The organism is Streptomyces sp. NPDC045026, from assembly GCF_056432625.1.
In genome coordinates, this window is sequence record NZ_JBWKIS010000009.1 from 119,502 (window position 1) to 142,117 (window position 22,616).

The following is a 22,616-nucleotide window of genomic DNA, read 5'->3' on the forward strand; positions in this document are numbered from 1 at the left end:
GGACGTCAAACCTTCCGGTACGTGTACGCCTCGACGGCAGCCGCCTCGACCGCGTCCAGGTCCGCCCCCGCCGACGCCGTGACCACCGCGGCCACGGCCCCCTCGACGAAGGGGGCGTCCACCAGGCGTGCCCCGTCGGGGAGTTCGTCGCCCTCGGCGAGCAGCGCCTTCACGGTGAGCACCGCACTGCCCAGATCGGCGAGCACGGCGACGCCCGCACCCCGGTCGACCGACCGCGCGGCGCCGCAGATCAGCTCGGCGCTGGTGCCGAGACCGCCGTCCTCGGTGCCGCCCGCCGGGGCCACGGCGACGACCGCACCGCCGCCCGCCAGCCCCGTCGCGAGGGCCGCCACCGACTCGGCGACGGCGCGGCTGTGCGACACGAGCACGATCCCGACGGCCTTCTCCTGACCGCTACCCCCGTTGCCCACGCCCCCCGGCTCACTCATCGCGAGCCGCCTCGGCCAGGGCCGTGATCAGCAGCGCCGACGACGTGGCGCCGGGATCCTGATGTCCGATGCTGCGCTCGCCCAGATAGCTCGCCCGCCCCTTGCGCGCCTGCATCGGCGTTGTCGCCAGAGCGCCCTGCTCGGCGGCGGTGGCCGCCGCGTCGAAGGACGTGCTGAGCGCGTCGACCGCGGGCACCAGCGCGTCGATCATGGTCTTGTCTCCCGGCGCCGCCCCGCCCAGCGTCATGACCGCGTCCACCCCGGCCCGCAGCGCCGCGGCGAACTCGGCCTCGCTCACCTCGGTGGCATCCCCGAGCGCCTTGCCGGTCCGGCGCAGGAGCGTCCCGTACAGCGGGCCCGAAGCGCCGCCCACCGTCGAGATCAGCTGTCGTCCGGCGAGAGTGAGGACGCCGCCCGGGGTGGCCGGTGCCTCCTTCTCCAGGACGGCACTCACGGCGAAGAAGCCGCGCTGCAGATTGCTGCCGTGGTCGGCGTCACCGATCGGCGAGTCGAGTTCGGTGAGCCGGGCCGCCTCCCGGTCGACGGCCGCGGTGGCCGCGGTGAGCCAGCGTCGGAAGAAATCGGCGTCGAGCACGTCATCTCCTTGCGTGGTGGTGATGGTTCGGACGACAGGCTGCCTCACATGCCCCAACGCAGGCCCGCCGTGCTCACCGGCGCGTCCCACAGGCGCAGCAGTTCCTCGTCGACCTGGCACAGGGTGACGGAGGCACCGGCCATGTCGAGCGAGGTGACGTAGTTCCCGACGAGCGTGCGTGCCACCGGCACGCCGCGCTGGGTGAGCACGCGCTGGACCTCGGCGTTGAACCCGTACAGCTCGAGGAGCGGGGTCGCGCCCATGCCGTTGACGAGGACGAGCACCGGGTCGGTCGGCTGCAGATCTTCGAGGACGGCATCCACGGAGAAGTCGGCGATCTCGCCGGAGGTCATCATGGCGCGCCGCTCGCGGCCCGGCTCACCGTGGATGCCGACGCCCAACTCCAGCTCGCCCGGCGGCAGATCGAAGGTCGGGCTGCCCTTGGCGGGCGTCGCGCACGCGCTCAGGGCCACACCGAAGCTCCGCGCGTTGGCGTTGACCTGACGGGCGATCGCCTCCACGCGCTCCAGCGGCTGTCCCTCCTCGGCCGCCGCGCCCGCGATCTTCTCGACGAACAGGGTCGCGCCCGTGCCGCGCCGGCCCGCCGTGTACAGGCTGTCGGTGACGGCCACGTCGTCGTTGACGAGGACCTTGGCGACCTGGATCCCCTCGTCCTCGGCGAGTTCCGCGGCCATGTCGAAGTTGAGCACGTCACCCGTGTAGTTCTTCACGACGAAGAGCACCCCGGCGCCGCTGTCCACGGCGGCCGCGGCCCGCACCATCTGGTCGGGCACCGGCGACGTGAACACCTCGCCGGGACAAGCGGCCGACAGCATCCCGTGCCCCACGAACCCCCCGTGCAACGGCTCGTGCCCCGACCCGCCACCGGAGACGATCGCGACCTTCCCCTCGACGGGGGCGTCCCTGCGCGCGATCACCCGGTTCTCGACATCGACGACCAGCTCCGGATGGGCCGCGGCCATTCCCCGCAACGCGTCGGCGACCACGCTCTCGGCCACGTTGATGAGCATCTTCACTGGTACCTCCGAGTGACGTCGGCAGTTACTGTCTGAATGCTGGCTTCGGTGACGCTTGATCAGGTTCCCGCGATCCGTGGTGGCGGCGCAACGTCAGTATCGACGGACGGCTTGTGGCGAGCACCCGTTGCGACCCGGATGGTTCGGCTGTCGGGCGAGGCGGGACGCGACTTCGAAAGGAATGAAGAATTCCTCTTTTGGTCGACCGAGTTTCCTCAGGGGAACCTCAAATTCCTTGACGCTCAAGGTGACGGAAATTACGGTTCCCATTGCAGTGAGCTAATCCGTCCGACGGAAATTGTTGAAAGTGTCGGATGATATTTGCGTCAGACGGTGCATTCATCGGGCCGCCTGATTGACTCATCGACGAAAGAGGAGATGATGGCTCGCAATTGGGTTAAGAAAGCATGGATGACTGCCCTGGCGACGACGGCTGTCACGGCAATTGCCCTCGCCGGGGCTGGTCCGGCGGCTGCGGCAGAAATGGGTACCACGTCAGCCAAGTCGGATTGCTCTTGGGCTCCCTGGGACTGGGACGACTGCGTTATTGAATCCATCCCGGGGACCTGAAGCCCGCCGAGGGGATGACATTCGATCGGTTGTCAGCTGGGTGACGGGACAAGCCTGTCCGGGCTCGCCGATCAGTGAGCGTACGTTCGTACATTCTCAAGGGATGCGGCTGGCCGCCTGCTACCAGGACGCCTTCATCGAGGACGCGGACAAGGCCCGGCCGATCCTGGCCGACCTGCTCGCATCCGTGGGGGAGGGCGTCGTGGTGCGGGCGCCGCTGTACGTCGACTACGGCAGCAACATCACCATCGGCGACAACGTCTGGCTCGGCGGCGGGGCCATCGTGTGTCCCGGAGGCACCGACCTGCCGGCCTGCGCACTAGTGTCTGATCGCCGCCGCCAGGACACGGTGGCGTTCGACGAGGAGGGTGGCCGCGATGACGCAGCAGTTCGGTGACTACCAGCACGAGATCTACTTCAACGCGCTCGGAGGTGTCGTCCCCGAGCTGCCCATGGCCTTCGCGGAGTTGGAGCGGCGGGCGAGCGAGGCGCTGGCGCCGTCCGTGTGGTCGTACGTCGCGGGTGGCGCGGGCGACGAGTTCACGCAGCGCGAGAACGTCACCGCGTTCGAGCAATGGGGGCTTCTGCCGCGCATGTTCGTGGGGGCGAGCCGGCGGGACCTGACCGTCGACCTCTTCGGGCTGAAGCTCGACAGCCCGCTGTTCATGTGCCCCATCGGCGTGATCGGGCTCTGCGGGCAGGACGGGCACGGGGACCTCGCGACGGCACGGGCCGCCGCGCGCACGGGAGTTCCGATGGTGGCCTCCACCCTGTCCGCGGACCCGATGGAGGACGTGGCGAAGGAGTTCGGCCAGACCCCCGGCTTCTTCCAGCTCTACACGCCGACCGACCGTGACCTCGCCGAGAGCCTCGTCAGCCGCGCCGAGGCGGCCGGCTTCAAGGGGATCGTCGTCACCCTCGACACCTGGGTCACCGGCTGGCGCCCCCGTGACCTGTCCACCGGCAACTTCCCCCAGCTGCGCGGCCACTGCCTCAGCAACTACAGCTCCGACCCGGTCTTCCGCTCCCGCCTCCCGCAGGACCGTACCGATGACCCGCAGGCCGTCGTCATGCAGTTCGCGAGCGTCTTCGGCAACCCCCTGACGTGGGACGACCTCCCCTGGCTGCGCTCGCTCACCAGCCTGCCGCTCATCGTCAAGGGCCTGTGCCACCCCGAGGACGTCCGCCGCGCCAAGGACGGCGGCGTCGACGGGATCTACTGCTCCAACCACGGCGGACGGCAGGCCAACGGAGGACTCGCCGCCATCGACGCCCTGCCCGACGTGGTGGAGGCCGCCGACGGTCTGCCCGTGCTGTTCGACTCGGGTGTGCGCTCCGGAGCCGATGTGGTCAAGGCGCTCGCCCTCGGCGCGACGGCGGTCGGCATCGGCCGTCCCTACGCCTACGGCCTCGCACTCGGCGGCGTCGACGGGATTGTCCACGTGCTGCGGTCCCTGCTCGCGGAGACCGACCTGATCATGGCCGTCGACGGCTATCCGACGCTCGCCGACCTCACTCCGCAGGCGCTGCGTCGCAGGCGCTGACCAGCGGCGCGTGCGGCGCGGACCGGTTCAGTTCCACGCCGAACTGGGCGCCGGCCAGCAGCGCCAGGTTCGACACCCACAGCCAGACGAGGAAGACGACGACGCCCGCCAGGGAGCCGTAGAGCCTGCTGTAGGTGCCGAGCTGCGAGGCGTAGAACGTGAAGCCCGCAGACGCGACGAGCCAGATCAGCGCGGCGAGCAGACCGCCCGGCAGGCCGTGCCGCCACCCGCGGGCGGCGGGAGGCCCCGAGCGGAACAGGACCAGGACGAGCAGCGCCACCAGGCAGAGGAGGGCAGGCCACTTGAGGAGGTTCCAGGCCGCGGCGCCCGCGTCGCCGAGCCCGAGCCGGTGCCCGAGCGACTGGGCGAGGGATCCGCTGAGCACGAGAACGAGCGCGCTGGCCACGAGGAGCGCGAGCAGGGTGCAGGCGGTCAGCAGGATGCGGTGGGCCTTGCGCCACGCGGGCCTGGTGTCGCGGACGCCGTGCAGCGTGTTCAGGGCTCGGCGGAACACGGCCGAGTAACTCGACGCCGACCACAGGGCGCTGACGGCGCCGGCGATCGTCACGGTCAGCGCGGCGGACCGCTCGTGTGCCATGTGGCGCAGGGCGCTGTGCAGGGCGCCGCCGGACTCGGCGGGCGCCCAGGCCGTCACGTGCTCGATCAGGGCGTCCGTCGTCGCCGGGCTGACCAGGCCGATGAGCGAGACGGTCACGAGGAGGGCGGGCAGAAGGGCGAGGATCGCGTAGTACGTCAGCGCCGCGGCCCAGTCCGACACGTCGTCGTTCCACATCGACACCGGAGTGCGACGAAGCGCCGCACGCAGCCGGGGCCAGTCCATCGACACCGACAGGGCGCCCGGCGCGTGGCTGTGGCGGTGATCGGCGGAGGGGGTCGTGGCGGGGGAGGGGTCGGTACGGGTGACCGGGGCCGTCGGCCGCGTTCCCAAGGCGTGCTCGTCTCGGTCGGAGGGCGCCCGGCGGCCTCGGCGTGAGGGCCTGCGCGCGCGGGACATGGTCCGCGATCATCTCATCGCCGACCCCGCACTCTGCCGGGGAGTCGTGGATCAGAGGCGAACGTGGATGTTCCGCGCGGTCCAGTCGGCAAGGACGCGTGCACAGTCGGCGACCGTCTCGCGCCACGTCCTGGCCGCGCCGTGGCCCGCCTCGTCACTGACGTGCTTGACGATGCGCAGCGGAACACCGGCCCGCCGGGCGGCGGACGCGAGGGCGTAGCCCTCCATGTCGACGAGCGGTGCGTGCGCGGCCAGGCGGGCGCGGGCCACCTCGTCGGAGATGAAGGAGTCGCCGGTCGCGAGGACGGGCCCGCCGTGGTCGGGCAGGTCGATCGGCGCACCGTACGTCTCGCCCGTCAGGGAGGCGAGCACGGCGTTGTCGAGGTCGTGCTGGATCACGGAGCCGATGACGTGGGTGCCCGTCCAGCCGGGACGCAGCGCGCCCGCCGTGCCCAGGTTCACGATGTCCGAGGGGTGCGGGCCGCGGGCCAGGACCGTGGCGAGCGCGGTGGCAGCGTTGACCTTGCCCATTCCGGTGAGCAGGACGGGAAGGTCCGTTTCGAGGAACTGCGCCTCTTCCTTCACTGCCAGTACGAGCAGGGGGCGGCCGGCGGTGATCTCACGTACGAGTTCCATGCCGCAACGGTAGCTCCGGGGCGGTCGCCCACCCGCAGCCGGGGCATGGCACGCCAGGTCAGCGGTGGCGAGGCGAGAGCCCGAGCAGCCGCAGATACATCGCCGTGAGATCAGCGACCGCCTGGTCCCGGCACGCCGGGTCGGCGGCCACGGCTCGGGCGAAGCCCGCGACCATGCCGGCCGCGGCGGTGGCCACGGACTCCGGTGAACCGGCCGGCTCTGCCAGGCCCTGACGCGACAGACGGGCGATGTAGCGCGCGGTGCGCCCGCGCGGGCGGTCGCTGATCTCGTCGCGGAGCACGCGCATCGCCGGATCCGTGAGCGACTGGTGTTCGAGCACGGTCATGAACGCGAGGTTGTCCACATAGGCGTCCAGGAACGCCGCGTTGGTCCGCTCGGCGAGCACGTACGGGTCCTCGGCCTCTGGGTCCGCCGCCTCCTGCGCCGCGAGGAACCGGTCCCGAAGATCGGCGGCGAGCACGGCGAAGACATCCTGCTTCGAAGCGAAGTAGACGTAGAACGTGGCGCGGCCGACGTCGGCCTGTGCCGTGATGTCGGCGATCGTCGTCCGCGCGTAGCCGCGCTGCTCGAAGACCGTGCGGGCCGCCGTGAGCAGCCGGGCACGCGTGGCGCTGTCCTGGCGGTCCAGTTTGTCGCGCACGGTCCAGGAGTTTTTCGCGGTCGGCATGGCCCCAGCTTATTGACGTTGACGATGGCGTCAACGCAGACTGGGCCTGCTGTTGACGTTGACGCCAGCGTCAACGCACCGAGGCGTCGGCACGTCAGGCGGCGCCCGAAGCCATCACGTACAGCCAGAAGCCGTCACGTACACAAGGCCCGCGTCCAGGGCCCACGGAGGAGACGTCCGATGACAGGTGTGCTGATCGCCAACCGGGGCGAGATCGCGGTCCGGATCCACCGGGCGGCGTCGGCGCTCGGTCTGCGGACCGTGGCCGTGCACTCCGCGGACGACCGCTCGGCGGCCCATGTACGGCTCGCCGACGAGGCCCATCTGCTCAAGGGCGACGGCGTCGCCGCCTATCTCGACGCGCGTCAGATCGTGGGGATCGCCGGGCGCGCGGGGTGCGATCTGGTCCATCCCGGCTACGGGTTCCTCAGCGAGAACGCCGATTTCGCGAAGGCATGTGCCGAGGCGGGGCTCACCTTCGTGGGACCCACCCCGCAGCTCCTCTCCCTCTTCGGCGACAAGGCGAGTTCACGGGCGCTCGCCGTCCGGCACGGAGTCCCCGTCCTCGCGGCGACCGGCGCCCCGGCCTCACTCGCGCAGGCCACGGAGTTCCTGGCCGGCGCGCGGCACGGCGTCATGGTGAAGGCCGTCGCCGGGGGAGGCGGCCGCGGCATGCGCGCGGTGCACGACGCGTCGGACCTCGCCTGGGCCTACGAGCGCTCCCGCTCCGAGGCCGAGCGCGCCTTCGGCAACGGCGACGTCTACGTCGAGCAACTCCTGCCCCGTGCCAAGCACATCGAGATCCAGATCGTCGGGGACGGGACCGGCCGGGCCACCCACCTGTGGGACCGGGAGTGCTCTGTCCAGCGCCGCAACCAGAAGCTGATCGAGGTGACGCCCAGCCCCTGGCTCCCCGCGGACACACGCGACCGGCTGATCGAGGCGGCGGTCACGATGGCCTCCGCGACCCGGTATCCCGGCCTCGGGACCTTCGAGTTCCTCGTCGACGCGGACGACCCGGACGCGTACTACTTCATCGAGACCAATCCGCGCCTCCAGGTCGAGCACACCATCACCGAGGAACTCACCGGCGTCGACCTGGTGGCCACCCAACTGCGCCTCGCCCAGGGCAGGACCCTCGCCGAACTCGGCCTCCTCCAGGAGGACATCCCGCGGCCGCGCGGCTTCGCGATCCAGACGCGCGTCAACCTCGAAGAGCTGTCCGTGGACGGCACGGCCCGCGCCTCGCAGGGCACACTGACCGCCTTCGAGGCTCCCGGCGGCCCCGGCGTGCGCGTGGACACCCACGGCCGTGCCGGCCTGGAGATCAACGGCTCGTACGACTCCCTCGTGGCCAAGGTGATCACCCGCACCGTCCGCGGCGACTTCTCCGACGCGGCCGGGCGGGCGGCCGCAGCACTCGGCGAGTTCACACTCTGCGGGGTCCCGTCGAACATCCCGCTGCTGCGTGCCGTCCTGCGCCACGAGGCCTTCGGGGACGGCACGGTGACGACCGCCTTCGTCGACGAACACCTCGACAAGCTTGTGCCGGGCACTCTTCCGTCGGGGGAGAACCACGGCTCGGTCCTCACCGCCCTGTCCGCGGGCAGCGTCGTCGACGTCTGCGTGGAGCCGGGCACCGAGGTGGTGGCCGGTGCGCCACTCGTCGTCCTCGAGGCGATGAAGATGGAACACGTCCTGACCGCGCCCCGCGGCGGAATCGTGCGCGAGGTCCGCGCGAGCGTCGGGGACGTCGTCCCGGCCGGTGCCGAACTCGTCGTCTTCGCACCTTCGCAGGGCGAGGACAGCGTCGACGAGGCGGCGGCCGACGTCGATCTCGACGTGATCAGGCCGGACCTCGCCGAGGTCGTCGAGCGCCACCGCATCGGCCTCGACGAGGCCAGGCCCCAGGCCGTCGAGCGCCGCAGGCGCACCGGCCACCGGACCGCACGCGAGAACCTCGCCGACCTCTGCGACCCGGGCACCTTCACCGAGTACGGCGCCCTGGCCATCGCCGCGCAGCGCCGCCGCAGGACCCTCGAGGACCTGATCGCCAACACCCCGGCCGACGGGATCGTCACCGGCGTCGCCCAGGTCAACGGCGCGCAGTTCGGCGACCGGCGCAGTCAGTGCGCCGTCCTCGCCTACGACTACACGGTCCTCGCCGGCACGCAGGGGATGCTCAACCACAAGAAGACCGACCGCCTGCTCGAACTCGCCGAGCGGCAGCGGATCCCGGTCGTGCTCTTCGCGGAGGGCGGCGGCGGACGCCCCGGCGACACCGACATGATGGCGGTCGCCGGGCTCGACGTCCCCACCTTCGCCACCCTCGCCCGGCTCAGCGGACAGGTGCCGACGGTCGGCATCGTCGCCGGGCGCTGCTTCGCGGGCAACGCCGCGCTCCTCGGCTGCTGCGACGTCGTCATCGCGACCCCCGACGCCACGGTCGGCATGAGCGGCCCCGCGATGATCGAGGCGGGCGGCCTCGGGCAGTTCCTGCCCGAGGAGGTCGGACCGATGCCGGTCCAGGTACCGAACGGCGTCGTCGACATCCTGGTCGACGACGAGGCCGAGGCCGTGGCGGTCGCCAAGAAGTATCTCTCCTATTTCCAGGGCGACTTGAGCGACTGGGACTGCGCGGACCAGCGCCACCTGCGGTACGTCGTCCCCGAGAACCGGCTGCGCGCCTACGACGTCCGGGAGGCGGTCACCCTCCTCGCCGACACCGACTCCGTTCTGGAACTGCGCCGCGAGTTCGGCGTCGGCGTCATCACCGCGCTCGTACGGGTCGAGGGGCGGCCGATGGGCCTGGTCGCCAACAACCCTCAGCACCTCGGCGGCGCCATCGACAGCGACGCAGCCGACAAGATGGCACGCTTCCTGCAACTCTGCGACGCCCACGGCCTGCCCGTGGTCACCCTGTGCGACACACCCGGGTTCATGGTGGGCCCGGACGCCGAGAAGACAGCGACCGTACGGCACTTCAGCCGGCTCTTCGTCGCGGGAGCGCATCTCGGTGTACCGGTCTTCTCCGCCGTCCTGCGCAAGGGCTACGGCCTCGGCGCGATGGCGATGACCGGCGGCGGCTTCCGCGCCCCCGCGGCGATGGTCGCCTGGCCCACCGGCGAGATCGGCCCGATGGGCCTGGAGGGCGCCGTCCGGCTCGGCTACCGGCGCGAACTCGAAGCCATCGCCGACCCGCAGGAGCGCCGGGCCACGTACGAGGCGCTGCTCGCGGAGCAGTACGAGCGGGGCAAGGCGCTCAGCGCGGGGACGACCTTCGAGGTCGACGACGTGATCGACCCGGCCGACACCCGCCGCTGGATCACCATGGCGTTCGCCCAGCACCCCACGCATCCGCACCCGCGCCCGTCCGAGGGCCGCACGCGCACCCGCTTCGTCGACACGTGGTGACGCCGGTGCGGTGAAGGTCCAGGCAGGTCAGGCCGGGACAACAACCGAGGAGCCGCATGAAGATCGAGGAGTACCTGGAAGATCTCCGCGCCCGTCAGGCCCGGGTCCGTCCGCACGGCACCCCGTCCGACGTGGTGTACCCGCTCGGCGAGATCTCCGTGCCGGAGCATGTCGCGCACTGGGCGCGGCTGCGGCCCGACCGGGCCGCGATCGTCTTCGAGGGCCGCACCGTCACCTACCGTGAACTCGACGAGCTGAGCCGCCGGGTCGCTGGACGGCTCGCCTCCGAAGGGGTCGGCGCGGGCGACCGGGTCGCCGTCCACCTGCCCAACTGCCCCCAGTTCCTTGTCGCTTTCCTGGCCGTGCTGCGCCTCGGCGCGGTGCACGTGCCGGTCAACCCGATGTTCCAGAGCGCCGAACTCGCCTACGAACTCGAGGACTGCGGCGCCGAGACCGTCATCACCCTGGACACCTCGCTCCCGCTGCTCGCTTCCGTGCGCCGGCAGACCGCCGTGCGCCGGGTGTTCGTCACCTCGCTCGCCGAGATGACCGAGGCCGCGACCGCCCCCGATGCCGTGACGGCCGAGGGGCTCGTGGTCCACACGTGGGCGCAGGCCGTGGCCCACGAGCCGGTCGACGGCGCTCCCGCGGACCTCGACGCCCTGGCCGCCCTGAACTACACCGGCGGTACGTCCGGGCTCCCCAAGGGCTGCATGCACACCCAGCGGCACATGATCTACACCATCGCCACCAGTGCCGGCGCGACCCGCCAGACGGCCGACGGCGAGGTGGTGGTCCTGTGCTACATCCCCGTCTTCTGGATCGCGGGCGAGGACCTGGGCATCCTCAATCCCCTGATGCTGGGCGGGACTTCGGTCCTCATGCCGCGCTGGGACCCGGCGCGCGTGCTAAAGGCGATCGACGAACGCCAGGTCACCACGATGGTCGGCATCGTGGAGAACTACCTGGAACTGCTCGACCGGCCCGACTTCGCCTCGTACGACCTGAGTTCCCTCGTCGACCCGCTCTGCACCTCGTTCATCCGCAAGCTCGACGTCGGGGTCCGGCGGCGCTGGACGGCCGCGGTGGGCGCACACTCGGTCCTGCGTGAGGCCGCGTACGGCATGACCGAGACGCACACGATCGACGTGACCCCCTACGGGTTCCAGGACGGGGACCACGATCTGCACGCCGACCCCGTCTTCTGCGGACTGCCCATGCCCGGCACGGACATCGCCGTGCTGTCGCCCGTGACCGGTGAACCGCTGCCGCTCGGCGAGGCGGGCGAGATCGTCGTCCGCAGCCCCTCGGTGACGACCGGCTACTGGAACAAGCCGGACGCCACGGCGCGCCAGCTGCGCGACGGATGGCTGTACACGGGGGACAACGGCCGGATCAACGACGACGGCTGCCTGCACTACCTCGGCCGCGACAAGGACCTCATCAAGGTGCGGGGCATGAGCGTCTTTCCCGCGGAGGTCGAGATGCTGCTGTGCCGCCACCCCGATGTGGACACGGCCGCCGTCGTCCCGGCCGATGACCTGACGAAGGGCCAGATCCCGGTGGCCTTCGTGATGCTCCGTCAAGGAGGCTCGGTGGAGGCCTCGGTGCTCAGGGACTGGGCCCGCGAGAGCATGGCGTCCTACAAGGTTCCCCTCGTGGAGATAGTCGACGAGATGCCGATGACGACGACGATGAAGATCCGGAAGGTGGACCTGGCGGCCCGCGCGCAGCAGCTCGCAGACAACCGCTGAAGGCCGGGTCGACGCACCTGTCAGGACGACGTGCCGGCCGGACCGGGCGGTCAGAAGTAGCCCCTCTCGCCGTCGAGGAGTTCACGGATCGCGTCGAGGTGACCGGCGTGCCGGGCGGTCTCCTCGATCATGTGCAGGAGGATCCACCGCAGATTCGCGGACCCCGCGCGGAAGTCGGGGTGCCGGCCCGGCTGTTCGAGGGAGTGGGCGGCGGTGATCTCGTTCGACCGGGCGTACTGGCGCGCGTACTCGCCGAGGAGCTGGTCGAGGGGGACGTCGTCGGCGACCAGCATGTCGGCGTCCTCCGGTCCGTCGTCGAACTGCGGGCCCTCGGCCGCGCCGCCCATCAGCATGACCTCGAACCAGCAGTGCTCGACCCACCGCAGATGCGACACGACCCCCGCCAAGGTCATGGCGGGGGACGCGGGGAGTACGGAGCGATGGGCGTCCTTCTCGGACACGCCCTCACACTTCCACTCGACGATGGCCCGCTGCATGTCCAGCCACGCGACCAACTGCGTTCGCTCGTCGGCGTCGTAGGGAGGGCGTATGCGAGGAAGAGTCATGGGCGGGGACGCTACCGGCCGCGCTGCCCCCGGCGCACGGGATTTGATGTGGGCGGCTCACGCCGCGGGGCGCGACGCGCGTTCCTTGGCGGCCGGGACCGAGGCGGGACGCGGCTCGGGGCGGGGCTCGGGCTGGACCTGCGGGATCGACGGCGCGAGGGGCGGCGGAGTGGCCGCGGGTATGACGGCCGGCGCGAGTGCCGGCACGGGCAGGCGTATCCGTCGCGGGGCGGCTATGACGTGGCAGTGCGGGGCGCCGAGGCGCTCGCCGAGTCGGCGTGCGTCCCTCGGCAGATCGCGCCGCCAGGCCATGGCGACGACGGGCGCGAGCAGTGTCAGGGCGCCCGCGAGGCGGCACTGCACGGTGAGGCGCAGGAGCGTGCCGCGCCGGCGCGGCGAGAGCGTGAACGAGTAGAGCGGCGTCTGGGCGCCCAGGGGGTTCCACATCCGGTCGCCACGGAAGACGAGGTGTTCGCCCGGGACGTACGCCACGCACTGGAGCAGCTGGTCCCGGTGACGCCCCGGAAAGCGGTAGACATGGGTCACGCCGGGACCTGCGGGCTCCGAGCTCTCGGCTACGGTGTCGACCCCCGAGAACCAGAGTGCGAGATTGCGTGCGTCGGCAAGGAAGTCGTACACCTCTGTGACGGATCGGCTGATGTGGACGTCCACGGAAATCTCTGGCATCACGCACCTCCCCGGCGCCCGTCCGGTCGTCGGCGCGGTTGCCGACGGGTACGACACCCCACGGGCTCTACCTTCCAAACGTGCGTGCGGATTGGCTCCACGACATCTCGGGTTAGCCCGAACGGGTGACAGGGCAGGCACGTACGGTGGTCGCCTGCCCGGAACGCCGCCTGCCATGCGGCTCAGGGCGACCGGGGGTGTGAGGGAGGTGCGGGGGAGGTGTGAGCGGGGAGGGCCGGGTCTCCATCGATCGAGGGACCCGGCGCCTGATCGAGAGACCCTGCGCCGGGCGTGTTGAACGTTCGTTAAATCTACGGCTGGTGTGCCCGCCGCAGCTCCGCCTTCAGGACCTTCCCCGCGGCCGAGGTCGGCAGCGCCTCCAGGAACCGCACCTCGCGCACCCGCTGGTACGGCGCGACGTGGGCGGACACGTGCGCCATCAGCTCCTGGGCGAGTGCCGGGCCGGGGGCCGGCGAGGCATCGGGGCGAGCCACGACGTACGCCGCGGGGATCTCGCCCGCGTCCGCCGCGGGAACCCCGATCACCGAGACCTGCGCGACCGCCGGATGCCCGCTGAGGATCTCCTCCAGCTGGCCCGGATAGACGTTGTATCCCTTGTAGATGAGCATGTCCTTGGCGCGCCCCACGATGTAGACGTGGCCGCGCTCGTCGCACCGCGCCAGGTCGCCCGTGCGCAGCCAGCCGTCGACGAACTGCTCGGCCGTGAGCTCCGGGTGGCCGTGGTAGCCCGCCGTGATCTGCGGGCCGCGGGCCCACAGCTCCCCCGTCTCGCCGTTGGGGACGCAACTCCCGGTCTGCGCGAGGTCGCGGATCTCGACCTCGGTGTCGAACACGGGCAGGCCGACCGACCCGATCGGCACCGGGTCGTCGGGGTCGACGATCCCCGACGTGACACCCATGGTGGCTTCGGTCAGCCCGTACCCCTCCACGACACAAGCCCGGGGGAACAGTGTCCGCAGGGCCCGCAACGTGGTCGTATCGATGGGCGCGGCACCCGAGTTGACCACGCGGACCGCCGGGAGCGCGCGGCCCTGAGCGGCGGGGGCGGCGAGCAGGGCGTGGAAGAGCGCGGGGGACCCGGCGATCTGGGTGGCCCCGAACTTCTCGGCCAGTTCGAGGAACCGCTCGGGGTCGAAACGCCCGGCGAGGACGCTCGTCAGCCCCGCGAGCACACCGATCGACTGGCCCACCAGACCCATGGCGTGGAAGAACGGCGCGACGGCGATCGAGAGGCCCTGCCCCGGAGTGTTGGTGTACTCGGTGGCGGCCTCGGGCACCGGGTCGAGGAAGATGCCCCCGTCGGGGTCCACCGCGGGTACGGCCGCCGCGCGCCAGCAGGTGAACTGGAGGCAGTTCGCCACGACGTGGCGGTGCAGCACCTGGACCGCCTTCGAGCGCCCCGTCGTGCCGCCGGTGAAGGACAGATGGGCGACCGCGTCGGGCGAAACGCGCGGGCCGGGCTCCGCCTCGCCCGCGAGCAGTTCGGTGAGCGGCACTGTGCCGTCGAGGTGCGCCGGATCGCCGGGCGCGACGGCCGACGGCGGTACTACGGCGACCAGTTCGAGCGCGTCGGTGCCCGCCGCGAGGAGCGTCGCGGAGGGGGCCGGGTGTGTCACGACCGCGCGGGCGCCCGCCTCGTCCAGCTGTGCGCGCACGGCGGCCGGGGGGAGGGTCGGGTTGATCGGCGCCACGATCGCGCCGGCCAGCAGGATCCCGTAGTAAGTGACTGGAAACCATAGGGAGTTGGGCTGGTGCAGTGCCACCACGTCGCCCTGGGCGATACCGCGTTCGCGCAGGCCCCGCGCACAGCGGAGTGCCTGTTCGTTCAGTTCCGCGTAGGTCAGCGTGTCGTCGCCGTCGCGCAGGGCGACGCGGTCGGGGTATCTCCTGGCCGAGCCGGCGAGGATGTCTCCGACGGCCGCCTCCGGGTAGGAGAGGCGGGCCGGCATGCCCTTGGGGTGGCGACGGATCACGTGACAACTCCCTTGTCGGCGGGTGCGACGGGCGTGCTGTCAGAACATTCGTTAAGCTACGGTCCCCGTCGGTGCGTGTCCAGACGTCTGCAGCAGGGCCCGGTTGGGCGTCATCGAAGCCGTGGCCTCCGCGCACAGCCTGCCCGCCGCGTCCTCGACGGCCGCCCGTACCAGCGTCCGGAGCCGGCCCGGCTTGAGCACCGTCCCGACCACCTTGTACGTGGCGCCCGCACGGAGCGGGCGCAGGTACTCGACGTTCAGACTCATCGTCAGGAACGGTGTGAGCGGCTCGCTCCCGGACATCACAGCGGTGCCGCACGCCTCGTCGAGCGTCGTCGCGATGAAGCCGCCGTGCACGACACCGCCTCGGTTGAGCAGGGACGCCCCGGGCGACCAGGCCATCTCCACCCGCCCCTTGTCGACCTGAGTGATGCTCAGGCCGAACTGCGTGTAGGGGACGTGCGGCGAGTGAGCCAGCTCCTCGGCGAGCGTGCGGATGCGGTCGAGGCCGGTGCCGGCACCCCAGGAGAAGTCGAGCATGTGGAGAGGATTCCTTCCGGTTGCGCTGCGGGGGCGGGTTGGGTCAGGCGGTCGCGGGCCGGTGGCGGATCAGCGCTTCCTGGAGTACAGAGGCGACCAACTGACCGTCCTGCGACCAGAGTTCACCGCGTGACATCGCGCGGCCGTCGGACAGGTTCGTGGTGTGCTGGGCGTACAGCAGCCAGGCGTCGGCGCGCGCGGGACGGTGGAACCACATGGCGTGGTCCAGCGACGCCAGCCGCACCCTCGGCCGCCGGGTACGCCCCGCACCGGGCGACTCCCAGGGAAGCGCGGCCGTGGGGGAGATCGTCAGGTCGGAGAGGTAGGCGAGCGCCGCGGCGTGCAGCACAGGCTCGTCGGGCAGCGGTCGCGCCGCCCGCAGCCAGCACCGCCGCCGCGACATCCCCTCCGCCCGCGCCGCCAGCTCATGGGCGTCCGCCTCCACGACCCGCAGGTCTACGGCGCGGGGGATGACGGATTCGGCGTACCGCTCCGGGTGCTCCCGGGCCATCGCCCGGTACGGGGCCTCGCAGTCGTCCGGCGCCGGTGAGCTGGGCATCTCCGGCTGGTGGTCAAGCGCGTTCTCTGGCTTCTTGAAGGAGGCGGAGAGGCTGAGCACGGTCATGCCGTCCTGACGCGCGGCCACCTGCCGTGCAGCGTAGGACGCCCCGTCCCGCAACCGCTCCACCTCGTACGAGACCGGGTCTTGCGGAGCGACGGGACGCAAGAAGTAGGCGTGCAGGGAGTGCGGTTGCCGCCCGCCGTCGACCGTGCGCCCCGCCGCCAGCAGCGCCTGCGCGAGCGTGACCCCGCCGAAGGCCAGCGGCGGCCGGCCCGTGTGCGGCATGCCGGTGAAGGCGCTGTCGCCCGACGCGTCGAGCCCCAGCAGCTCACCGAGGGGAAGCAGGTCCGCGCGTCCGGACGTGGCATCGGCCTGCGCAACGGCGAGTTGGTTGTATTGAGCACCCATGGTCGGCATGCTGCCAGGCCGGACGCCTCCGCGGCTGTGACGGTGATCACGCGGCCCGCCGCCGTGCCGCCAGGATCGGAGCTCCGAGGAGTTCGCGCTGGTCATTTGCCCTGCGACGGGCCGGTTCGCGGTGTGTGCCACTACACTCGGCGGCGTCCCGCTACGACTGTTCGACCGTTCGTTCAGCGCGCGCATCGCCGGGACGGGGCAGGAGATCGGAGAACTGTGTCCACGCAACCCGCAGGCCACAGGGCCATCGTCGAGGCTGCCCGGCAGGAGTTCTCCGAGCGGGGCTACGGAACCACCTCGATCCGCGACATCGCCCAGCGCGCGGGGGTGAGTCTGTCCGCCCTGTACTACTACTACAAGGGGAAGCAGGACCTGCTGGTCGCCATTCTCGACGACGGTCTCGACGCCTACTTCGGCGCGTGCGACGAGGCGTTGGAGGCGGCGGGCGACGACCCCGCCGAGCAACTGGAGGCGCTCGTCGCGGCGACCGTACGGTTCCGTACCGACCACCCCGTGAAGAGCAGCATCGTGCTGACCGAAGGGCGCAGCCTGGAGCCGGAGCACCTGGCGCGCTACCGGAAGAACGAGGCGCGCGGCAGCCGGCAGTTCCGCGAGGTCGTCGAGCGTGGCGTGGCGCAGGGCATCTTCCTCACCCCCTTCCCGGACGACGCCCGGCGCGCGGTGATCGCCATGTGCAACGCCATCGCGGAGTGGTACCAGGCGGAGGGACCCGTATCCGTGGACGAGTTGGTCGAGCGGTACGTGGCCCTGGCGCTGACCGTGGTCGAGTACCGCCCACGCGCCGTACGCCGACCCGCGCGCGCCTGACACCGAGGCGCCACCGCGTCATCCGGCGGGGGTGGCCGTCACATGCGGTGATCCGTCGTCGTCCAGGAACTCGACCACCGCGAGAGCGATGAGCGCGCACAGGGCGATCCACACGATGACGACGCCCGTCGGACGGTCCCACACCAGCATGATCACGACCGACACCGCGACGACGGTCCAGTTCAGCCACGTCTTTGCCCGGTGCACCCACGCGCCCACCGCGCCGCCCGTGAGGCCGGCCGCGTCGCGCACCGCGCCGATGCCGCCCCGCCACATGGCCTTGACCCGGGTCGCTGCACGGCCGTCGCCGGTCAGCCAGGCCGCGAGCGCCACCACGACGCCGACGGTGATCACCATGCGTACGGTCGTGCGCAGGTACCGCACCAGCGCGTCGTACACGGCTCCGGCGGCGGGCTGCGAGACCTCGGCAGGCAACCCGTCGAGGTAGATCGCGCGGAAGATCCACAGACCGATGCCGAGGATCGCGGCGCCCACCGCGACGGCGATCCCCGCCGCCACCAGCGCGCGCCGCCTGCGGACGGCCAGGAGGACGGCGCAGGCGGCCAGGATCAGGGTGATGACCGGCAGCCAGACACCCAGGAGCTGGAGCAGCCGGAACCCCTTCTTGATCTTTCCGATGGAGTCCGACGTCATGACCGTGAAGTCGGTGTGCACCTCGGGGATCTTCGAGGCGACCTTGAGGCCGCGGTCGACGAGCCGCTGTTTCGCCTCCTCGATCACGGGAGCCAGGTCGATCGTCACCGCGTCGTTCGTGAGCTTGACGGCTCCGCCGCCGCTCCCGGTCAGCGCCTTGTCGACCGCCGTGTGCACGCGCCGGTTGAGGCCGGTCCACAGCGTCTCGAACGCGTCGCTCGACACGAACTTCTGCACGGTGTTGTGTACAAATCCGCTGAGTCCGCTGGTGAGCGGGCCGCTCAGCCTCCCCAGTGCCTTTTCGAGCTTCGGCCGGTCCTCGGGTGCCACGTCACTGAGGAGCGTCTTGAGATCGATGTGCTCCATGACGGCGTTCGTGACGCGGTCCGTGACGGCGGCCTGGACATCGGGGTCGGAACCCAGCGGTGCCATCGTCGCCACATAGCGATCGGTGTCGCCGACGACGTCGCTCGCCCAGGTCGCGACGGCGCTGAGCGGCGTCAGGATCGCCACGAGGACGATCAGGAGGCCCGCGAAGAACGAGCGCAGACGGTGCCGGGGCCGTGCAGGCCCCGCGGACTCCAGATGGGCGACTCGCGCGCGGAGCGCGGCGATCTCGTCGCTCGCGTCCGCCGGGGGACGGTCCTCACGGTCCGGTGTCATGTACTCATGGGATGCCACGGGGTGGCGGAGGGCCCGCTGGACTAGTGCGTATGGGCTGTGGCCCGGTCACACGCCCCGCCCGTCGCCACCGTCACGGAGTGACGATCGGGAAGTCCGGCTCGTTCTCGTCGAGGACCGAGAGCAGGGTGTCGAGGGCGCCCAGGTCGCCCGAGTGATAGACGCCGTGGAGACCCTTCCCGGCCATCAGGGTGAGGAGTTGGGGCTTCGTCAGCGTGAGGGAGAGGTCCGCGCTGTCGGCAGGCCGGGTCGTACGGGTGTGGACCAGGACACCGTTGTGCAGCGTCATGCGGTACATCTCGCCCAGGTCCGACAGATGCCAGTGCAGGGTGAGCGAGCGGTCCCACGCCCTGGGCCCGTCGACCCGGACCGCGAGCGAGTCGAAGAGCTGCTCGACGCTCAGCGCGTCGCTCATGTTGCCGCCGCCGATGTTGGTCGCCTTGATCTCGCCGCGCAGCTCCTGGGCGCCGGTGAGGTAGCAGTTGCGCCAGGTCGCGCACTCCGCGCCGTGCGCGAGCCGCTCGAAGGTCTGGGCGAGCAGTTCCTTCGCGTCGGCGCTGTCCGGCGCGGCGAACACGGCGTGCCTCAGGAGCTGGGCGGCGAACCGCAGATCGCCCTCCTCCAGGTACGAACGCGCCTTGCCGAGGACCGATTCGAGGCCGCCCATGCAGTCGACGTAGCGTTCGGCGGTCTCGGTGGGCGGGTGCTCCCACAGTGAGGCGGGGTTGCCGTCGTACCAGCCCATGTAACGCTGGTAGATGGCCTTCACGTTGTGGCTGACGGAGCCGTAGTAGCCGCGCGCGTGCCAGGCCGCGGAGAGCGCCGGCGGCAGCTCGATCAGCTCGGCGATCTCCGCCCCCGTGTACCCCTGGTTGAGCAGACGCAAGGTCTGGTCGTGCAGATACGCGTACAGGTCGCGCTGCTCCGCCAGGAACGACCTGATCCGGTCCGATCCCCAGGTGGGCCAGTGGTGCGAGGCGAACAGGACGTCCGCGTCGTGGCCGAAGAGTTCGATGGCCTCGTTGAGATAGCGGGCCCAGATCCGGGCGTCGCGGACCACGGCGCCGCGCAGGGTCAGGACGTTGTGCAGGTTGTGCGTGGCGTTCTCGGCCATGCACAGGGCGCGCCGCCGGGGCAGCAGGAAGTTCATCTCGGCCGGAGCCTCGGCGCCCGGTGTCATCTGGAAGCGGAACACGACGCCGTCGAGGGTCAGTTCCTGTCCCGTGTGCCGGACCTCGACCGTGGGCGCCACCATTCCCGCGGTGCCGGTGGACGCGGTGAAACCGAGGCCCATGCCCACGAGCCCCTCCGGCCCGCGCTCCAGGGTGGAGCCCGAGTAGTAGACGCCGCGGCGCAGCATCGCCGTACCCGCGTACACGTTCTCGGCGACGGAGTGCTCCATGAAGCCCTGCGGAGCGACCACGGGCACGCCGTCGTCGGCTCCGACGACGCCGAGCACGCCGGCGAAGTGGTCGATGTGGGAGTGGGTGAACACGACGGCGGCGACCGGCCGTTCGCCGCGCTGCGACCGGTACAGCTCCAGGGCGGCGGCCGCGGTCTCCGTCGAGGCGAGCGGGTCGACGATCACGACACCGTGGTCGCCCTCGATCAGCGTCATGTTGGAGAGGTCGAACCCGCGCACCTGGAAGACACCCTCGGTCACCTCGAACAGGCCTGCCCGAGCGCACAGTTGGGACTGTCGCCACAGGTTCGGGTGCGCGGTGCCGGGGCAGTCCTCGTCGAGGAACGCGGTGTCGTCGAAGTTCCACACGACGCGCCCGTCCTCGGCCGTGATCGTCGACGAGAGCGGCGGAGAGACGAGACCCCGGTCCGCCTCCTCGAAGTCGGACCGGTCGGCGAAGTCGGGGGCGGCGGCGGGGATGTCGGCGGTGGTCACTTCGGTCTCCCAGGGATGTCTCAGCGGCGGGCTTCGGTGCCGTACGCGCGCAGGAACAGTGCCTCCACCTGCGCCATGTGCTCAATCTCGGACGGGTCCACGCTCTCGTTCGGGGCGTGGATGAGGCACTGCGGTTCCTCCACCCCCATCAGGGCGATCTCGGCTCGGGGAAAGGCCTTGGCGAGGACGCCGCACAGCGGGACGGAGCCGCCCTGGCCGAGGAACTCCATCGGTTTTCCGTACACGGCGGCCATGGCCCGGCCCAGCGCCGCGTACGCGGGACCGTCGGTGGCGGCCCGGAACGGGGAGCCGGTGGACCCGGCCTCCACGGCGACCCGCGCACCCCACGGCGCCGCCGCCACGAGATGCGTGGTGAGCGCCTCGCGCGCCGCGTCGGCGTTCGTGCCGGGCGGCACGCGCAGGCTCACCCGCGCGCGGGCGGTCGCGGGGATCGAGGCGGACGAACCGACCACGGGCGGACAGTCGATGCCGAGGACCGTGACCGCGGGACGCGCCCAGAGCCGGTCCGCGACGGAGCCCGTCCCGGTCAGCCGCACCCCGTCGAGCACGCCCGCGTCCTTGCGGAACCGCTCCTCGTCGTACCCGGCGCCCTTCCACGTCCCTTCGCCGTCGAGCCCGTCGATGCGTGTGGCGCCCGTCTTCGGGTCGCGCAGGGTCGACAGCATCTGGACGAGCGCGGCGAGGGCGTCGGGCGCGGGTCCGCCGTACACGCCGGAGTGCAGCTCGCCGGCCAGCGTGTCGACGCTCACCACGACGTCGGTGAGGCCACGCAGGGACGTCGTCGCCGTGCCCGTGCCGACCACCGCGTTCCCGGTGTCGCAGATCAACAGGGCGTCGGCGAGGAACAGTTCGGGATGCTGGGCGACGTACGCCTCCAGGCCGCCCGTGCCCTGCTCCTGTGAGCCTTCGGCGACGAACTTGATGCCGACAGGGATGTCGTCGCCGAGGGCCCGCAGCGCCGTGAGGTGCATGACGATGTTGCCCTTGCAGTCCGCGGTGCCACGCCCGTACCAGCGTCCGTCGCGCTCGGTGAGGGTGAACGGCGGGCTCGTCCAGGCCGCGTCGTCGAGCGGCGGCTGCACGTCGTAGTGGCAGTACAGGAGCACGGTCGGTGCGCCGGGCGGTGCCGGCCGGTGCCCGATGACGGCATGGCTGCCGTCCGGGGTCTCGGCGAGGTGGACGTCGTGCAGGCCCGCCTCGGTGAACGCCTCCGCGACCCACTGCGCGGCCTTGCGGCACTCCTCGGGCGGGTACCGGCGCGGGTCGGCGACGGACGGGATGGCGACGAGCTCGCCCAGGTCGGCCTTCGCCCGCGGCATCAACTCGGCGATGCGGGCGGCCAGTTCACTGTCGGGCGCGGACATGCTTCATCGCCTCACCGTGTCGTCGGTGCTGAGGTCGTCGGTCTTGTCCTGGATCCGGTCGAGCTGGTCTGGGCAGTAGACGGTCAAGTGGTACGTCGTTGCACAAAATTGGCATAGCTTGTGCCGGTTCGCACCCGCTGTCGGGTCGGGCCGGCACGCCCGAGGCGTGCGACGGGACCCGGTCCGTACCGTCCCCGGGCCGGTCAGCTCTCGGTCAGATGCCGCACCAGGACCGGCACATGGCTGTGCTCGATGTCCTTGACCGAGGTGACCAGCGTGACCGTGCTCGTACGGGCCAGCGCCCGCAGCCTGTCCGTCAGCTCCACGCGGTCCGGCTCCGCGAGCTCGTCGCGGTAGCGGCGCTCGAACTCAGGGAAGCGGGACTCGCGGTCCTCGTGGTACCAGGAGCGCAGCGCGGTGGACGGGGTCAGGTCCTTCATCCATTCCTGGACGTCGGCCCGCTCCTTGGAGACGCCGCGCGGCCACAGGCGGTCCACCAGGACCCGGGTTCCGTCGGCGGGCGACGGCGGATCGTAGACCCGGCGGACGCGGAAGGGCGGTTCGGAGCTCTTGGAGCGTTCGGTCATGGCCCAATTGTGCGGAGTCTCGCGGCTTCGTGCCGGTGGTCGTCCGCCGCTGCGGTGACGGCCCCCAGCAGCCGGTGGCGTACGTCGTTCGCCTCACCCGAGTGGCGGTCGCGCCG

General features: G+C 71.3%; 19 protein-coding genes and 1 pseudogene. 5 read left to right on the forward strand and 15 right to left on the reverse strand.

The window, feature by feature from the left end; translation table 11 throughout:
* Positions 1-5: 5 nt before the first annotated feature.
* The 3 genes from AC07EJ_RS21145 to dhaK are packed head-to-tail and all read right to left on the reverse strand — an operon-like array spanning position 6 to position 2,081.
* Positions 6-449 (reverse strand): PTS-dependent dihydroxyacetone kinase phosphotransferase subunit DhaM, encoded by a 444-nt coding sequence (locus AC07EJ_RS21145; protein WP_478884703.1) that lies wholly within the window; start codon positions 447-449, stop codon positions 6-8.
* Positions 442-1,044, reverse strand: coding sequence for a dihydroxyacetone kinase subunit DhaL (gene dhaL, locus AC07EJ_RS21150; protein ID WP_389482583.1), 603 nt, complete (start codon positions 1,042-1,044; stop codon positions 442-444). The genes AC07EJ_RS21145 and dhaL overlap by 8 nt, the downstream gene beginning before the upstream one ends.
* Before the next feature lie 44 nt (positions 1,045-1,088).
* Positions 1,089-2,081, reverse strand: a complete 993-nt coding sequence (gene dhaK, locus AC07EJ_RS21155) for a dihydroxyacetone kinase subunit DhaK (RefSeq protein ID WP_389482581.1) — start codon at positions 2,079-2,081, stop codon at positions 1,089-1,091.
* Between the two features lie 667 nt (positions 2,082-2,748).
* Between dhaK and AC07EJ_RS21160 the strand changes: the two are divergent.
* A pseudogene (locus tag AC07EJ_RS21160) lies at positions 2,749-2,952 on the forward strand (LbetaH domain-containing protein); the annotation flags it as partial.
* Positions 2,953-3,028: 76 nt separating this feature from the next.
* Positions 3,029-4,195, forward strand: coding sequence for an alpha-hydroxy-acid oxidizing protein (locus AC07EJ_RS21165; protein ID WP_478884704.1), 1,167 nt, complete (start codon positions 3,029-3,031; stop codon positions 4,193-4,195).
* Here the strand turns inward: AC07EJ_RS21165 and AC07EJ_RS21170 are convergent.
* The 3 genes from AC07EJ_RS21170 to AC07EJ_RS21180 all read right to left on the reverse strand — a co-directional run bounded on the left by AC07EJ_RS21170 (position 4,164) and on the right by AC07EJ_RS21180 (position 6,534).
* Complete coding sequence (locus AC07EJ_RS21170) at positions 4,164-5,036, reverse strand: YihY/virulence factor BrkB family protein (protein WP_478884764.1); 873 nt, start codon at positions 5,034-5,036, stop codon at positions 4,164-4,166. The genes AC07EJ_RS21165 and AC07EJ_RS21170 overlap by 32 nt on opposite strands.
* Before the next feature lie 225 nt (positions 5,037-5,261).
* Complete coding sequence (locus AC07EJ_RS21175; protein ID WP_389482571.1) at positions 5,262-5,846, reverse strand: nucleosidase; 585 nt, start codon at positions 5,844-5,846, stop codon at positions 5,262-5,264.
* A gap of 58 nt (positions 5,847-5,904) precedes the next feature.
* The gene (locus AC07EJ_RS21180) at positions 5,905-6,534 is read right to left on the reverse strand and encodes a TetR/AcrR family transcriptional regulator (protein WP_389482568.1); all 630 of its coding nucleotides are present in this window, start codon (positions 6,532-6,534) and stop codon (positions 5,905-5,907) included.
* Between the two features lie 180 nt (positions 6,535-6,714).
* Between AC07EJ_RS21180 and AC07EJ_RS21185 the strand changes: the two genes are divergently transcribed.
* Entirely contained in the window at positions 6,715-9,948 is a 3,234-nt protein-coding gene (locus AC07EJ_RS21185) for a carboxyl transferase domain-containing protein (protein ID WP_478884705.1), read from the forward strand.
* A 56-nt stretch (positions 9,949-10,004) separates the two neighbouring features.
* Entirely contained in the window at positions 10,005-11,702 is a 1,698-nt protein-coding gene (locus AC07EJ_RS21190; protein ID WP_478884706.1) for an AMP-binding protein, read from the forward strand.
* Positions 11,703-11,752: 50 nt separating this feature from the next.
* Here AC07EJ_RS21190 and AC07EJ_RS21195 read toward each other — a convergent pair whose 3' ends face one another.
* The 5 genes from AC07EJ_RS21195 to AC07EJ_RS21215 all read right to left on the reverse strand — a co-directional run bounded on the left by AC07EJ_RS21195 (position 11,753) and on the right by AC07EJ_RS21215 (position 16,459).
* Positions 11,753-12,268: a DinB family protein gene (locus tag AC07EJ_RS21195; RefSeq protein ID WP_389482559.1), complete on the reverse strand. Its 516-nt coding sequence runs from the start codon at positions 12,266-12,268 to the stop codon at positions 11,753-11,755.
* A 57-nt stretch (positions 12,269-12,325) separates the two neighbouring features.
* Positions 12,326-12,955 carry an SRPBCC family protein gene (locus AC07EJ_RS21200; RefSeq protein WP_389482556.1) on the reverse strand — a complete coding sequence of 210 codons (630 nt, stop codon included), beginning with the start codon at positions 12,953-12,955 and terminating at the stop codon, positions 12,326-12,328.
* A 311-nt stretch (positions 12,956-13,266) separates the two neighbouring features.
* A complete protein-coding gene (locus AC07EJ_RS21205) occupies positions 13,267-14,949 on the reverse strand; it encodes a class I adenylate-forming enzyme family protein (protein ID WP_478884707.1) in 1,683 nt (560 codons plus the stop codon).
* Positions 14,950-15,000: 51 nt separating this feature from the next.
* A complete protein-coding gene (locus AC07EJ_RS21210) occupies positions 15,001-15,489 on the reverse strand; it encodes a PaaI family thioesterase (RefSeq protein ID WP_389482551.1) in 489 nt (162 codons plus the stop codon).
* Positions 15,490-15,532: 43 nt separating this feature from the next.
* A complete protein-coding gene (locus AC07EJ_RS21215) occupies positions 15,533-16,459 on the reverse strand; it encodes an acyl-CoA thioesterase (RefSeq protein ID WP_478884708.1) in 927 nt (308 codons plus the stop codon).
* 225 nt (positions 16,460-16,684) lie between these two features.
* Here AC07EJ_RS21215 and AC07EJ_RS21220 point away from each other — a divergent pair, with 225 nt between their 5' ends.
* Positions 16,685-17,296 (forward strand): TetR/AcrR family transcriptional regulator, encoded by a 612-nt coding sequence (locus tag AC07EJ_RS21220; protein WP_389482546.1) that lies wholly within the window; start codon positions 16,685-16,687, stop codon positions 17,294-17,296.
* 18 nt (positions 17,297-17,314) lie between these two features.
* Here AC07EJ_RS21220 and AC07EJ_RS21225 read toward each other — a convergent pair whose 3' ends face one another.
* The 4 genes from AC07EJ_RS21225 to AC07EJ_RS21240 form a co-directional block, all read right to left on the reverse strand.
* The gene (locus tag AC07EJ_RS21225; protein WP_478884709.1) at positions 17,315-18,613 is read right to left on the reverse strand and encodes a hypothetical protein; all 1,299 of its coding nucleotides are present in this window, start codon (positions 18,611-18,613) and stop codon (positions 17,315-17,317) included.
* A gap of 91 nt (positions 18,614-18,704) precedes the next feature.
* On the reverse strand, positions 18,705-20,528 hold the full coding sequence (locus AC07EJ_RS21230) for an alkyl/aryl-sulfatase (protein WP_389482544.1): 1,824 nt from the start codon (positions 20,526-20,528) through the stop codon (positions 18,705-18,707).
* Between the two features lie 20 nt (positions 20,529-20,548).
* Positions 20,549-21,913 carry a M20/M25/M40 family metallo-hydrolase gene (locus AC07EJ_RS21235; RefSeq protein ID WP_478884710.1) on the reverse strand — a complete coding sequence of 455 codons (1,365 nt, stop codon included), beginning with the start codon at positions 21,911-21,913 and terminating at the stop codon, positions 20,549-20,551.
* A 203-nt stretch (positions 21,914-22,116) separates the two neighbouring features.
* The gene (locus tag AC07EJ_RS21240; protein WP_389482539.1) at positions 22,117-22,500 is read right to left on the reverse strand and encodes a DUF488 domain-containing protein; all 384 of its coding nucleotides are present in this window, start codon (positions 22,498-22,500) and stop codon (positions 22,117-22,119) included.
* Between the last annotated feature and the right edge of the window lie 116 nt (positions 22,501-22,616).

Excerpts from the sequence above, each read along its gene's own strand:
- AC07EJ_RS21145 (WP_478884703.1), bottom strand. The coding sequence starts at position 449 with ATGAGTGAGCCGGGGGGCGTGGGCAACGGGGGTAGCGGTCAGGAGAAG.
- AC07EJ_RS21165 (WP_478884704.1), top strand. The coding sequence starts at position 3,029 with ATGACGCAGCAGTTCGGTGACTACCAGCACGAGATCTACTTCAACGCG.
- AC07EJ_RS21170 (WP_478884764.1), bottom strand. The coding sequence starts at position 5,036 with ATGGACTGGCCCCGGCTGCGTGCGGCGCTTCGTCGCACTCCGGTGTCG.
- AC07EJ_RS21175 (WP_389482571.1), bottom strand. The coding sequence starts at position 5,846 with ATGGAACTCGTACGTGAGATCACCGCCGGCCGCCCCCTGCTCGTACTG.
- AC07EJ_RS21180 (WP_389482568.1), bottom strand. The coding sequence starts at position 6,534 with ATGCCGACCGCGAAAAACTCCTGGACCGTGCGCGACAAACTGGACCGC.
- AC07EJ_RS21185 (WP_478884705.1), top strand. The coding sequence starts at position 6,715 with ATGACAGGTGTGCTGATCGCCAACCGGGGCGAGATCGCGGTCCGGATC.
- AC07EJ_RS21190 (WP_478884706.1), top strand. The coding sequence starts at position 10,005 with ATGAAGATCGAGGAGTACCTGGAAGATCTCCGCGCCCGTCAGGCCCGG.
- AC07EJ_RS21195 (WP_389482559.1), bottom strand. The coding sequence starts at position 12,268 with ATGACTCTTCCTCGCATACGCCCTCCCTACGACGCCGACGAGCGAACG.
- AC07EJ_RS21200 (WP_389482556.1), bottom strand. The coding sequence starts at position 12,955 with ATGCCAGAGATTTCCGTGGACGTCCACATCAGCCGATCCGTCACAGAG.
- AC07EJ_RS21210 (WP_389482551.1), bottom strand. The coding sequence starts at position 15,489 with ATGCTCGACTTCTCCTGGGGTGCCGGCACCGGCCTCGACCGCATCCGC.
- AC07EJ_RS21215 (WP_478884708.1), bottom strand. The coding sequence starts at position 16,459 with ATGGGTGCTCAATACAACCAACTCGCCGTTGCGCAGGCCGATGCCACG.
- AC07EJ_RS21225 (WP_478884709.1), bottom strand. The coding sequence starts at position 18,613 with ATGACACCGGACCGTGAGGACCGTCCCCCGGCGGACGCGAGCGACGAG.
- AC07EJ_RS21235 (WP_478884710.1), bottom strand. The coding sequence starts at position 21,913 with ATGTCCGCGCCCGACAGTGAACTGGCCGCCCGCATCGCCGAGTTGATG.
- AC07EJ_RS21240 (WP_389482539.1), bottom strand. The coding sequence starts at position 22,500 with ATGACCGAACGCTCCAAGAGCTCCGAACCGCCCTTCCGCGTCCGCCGG.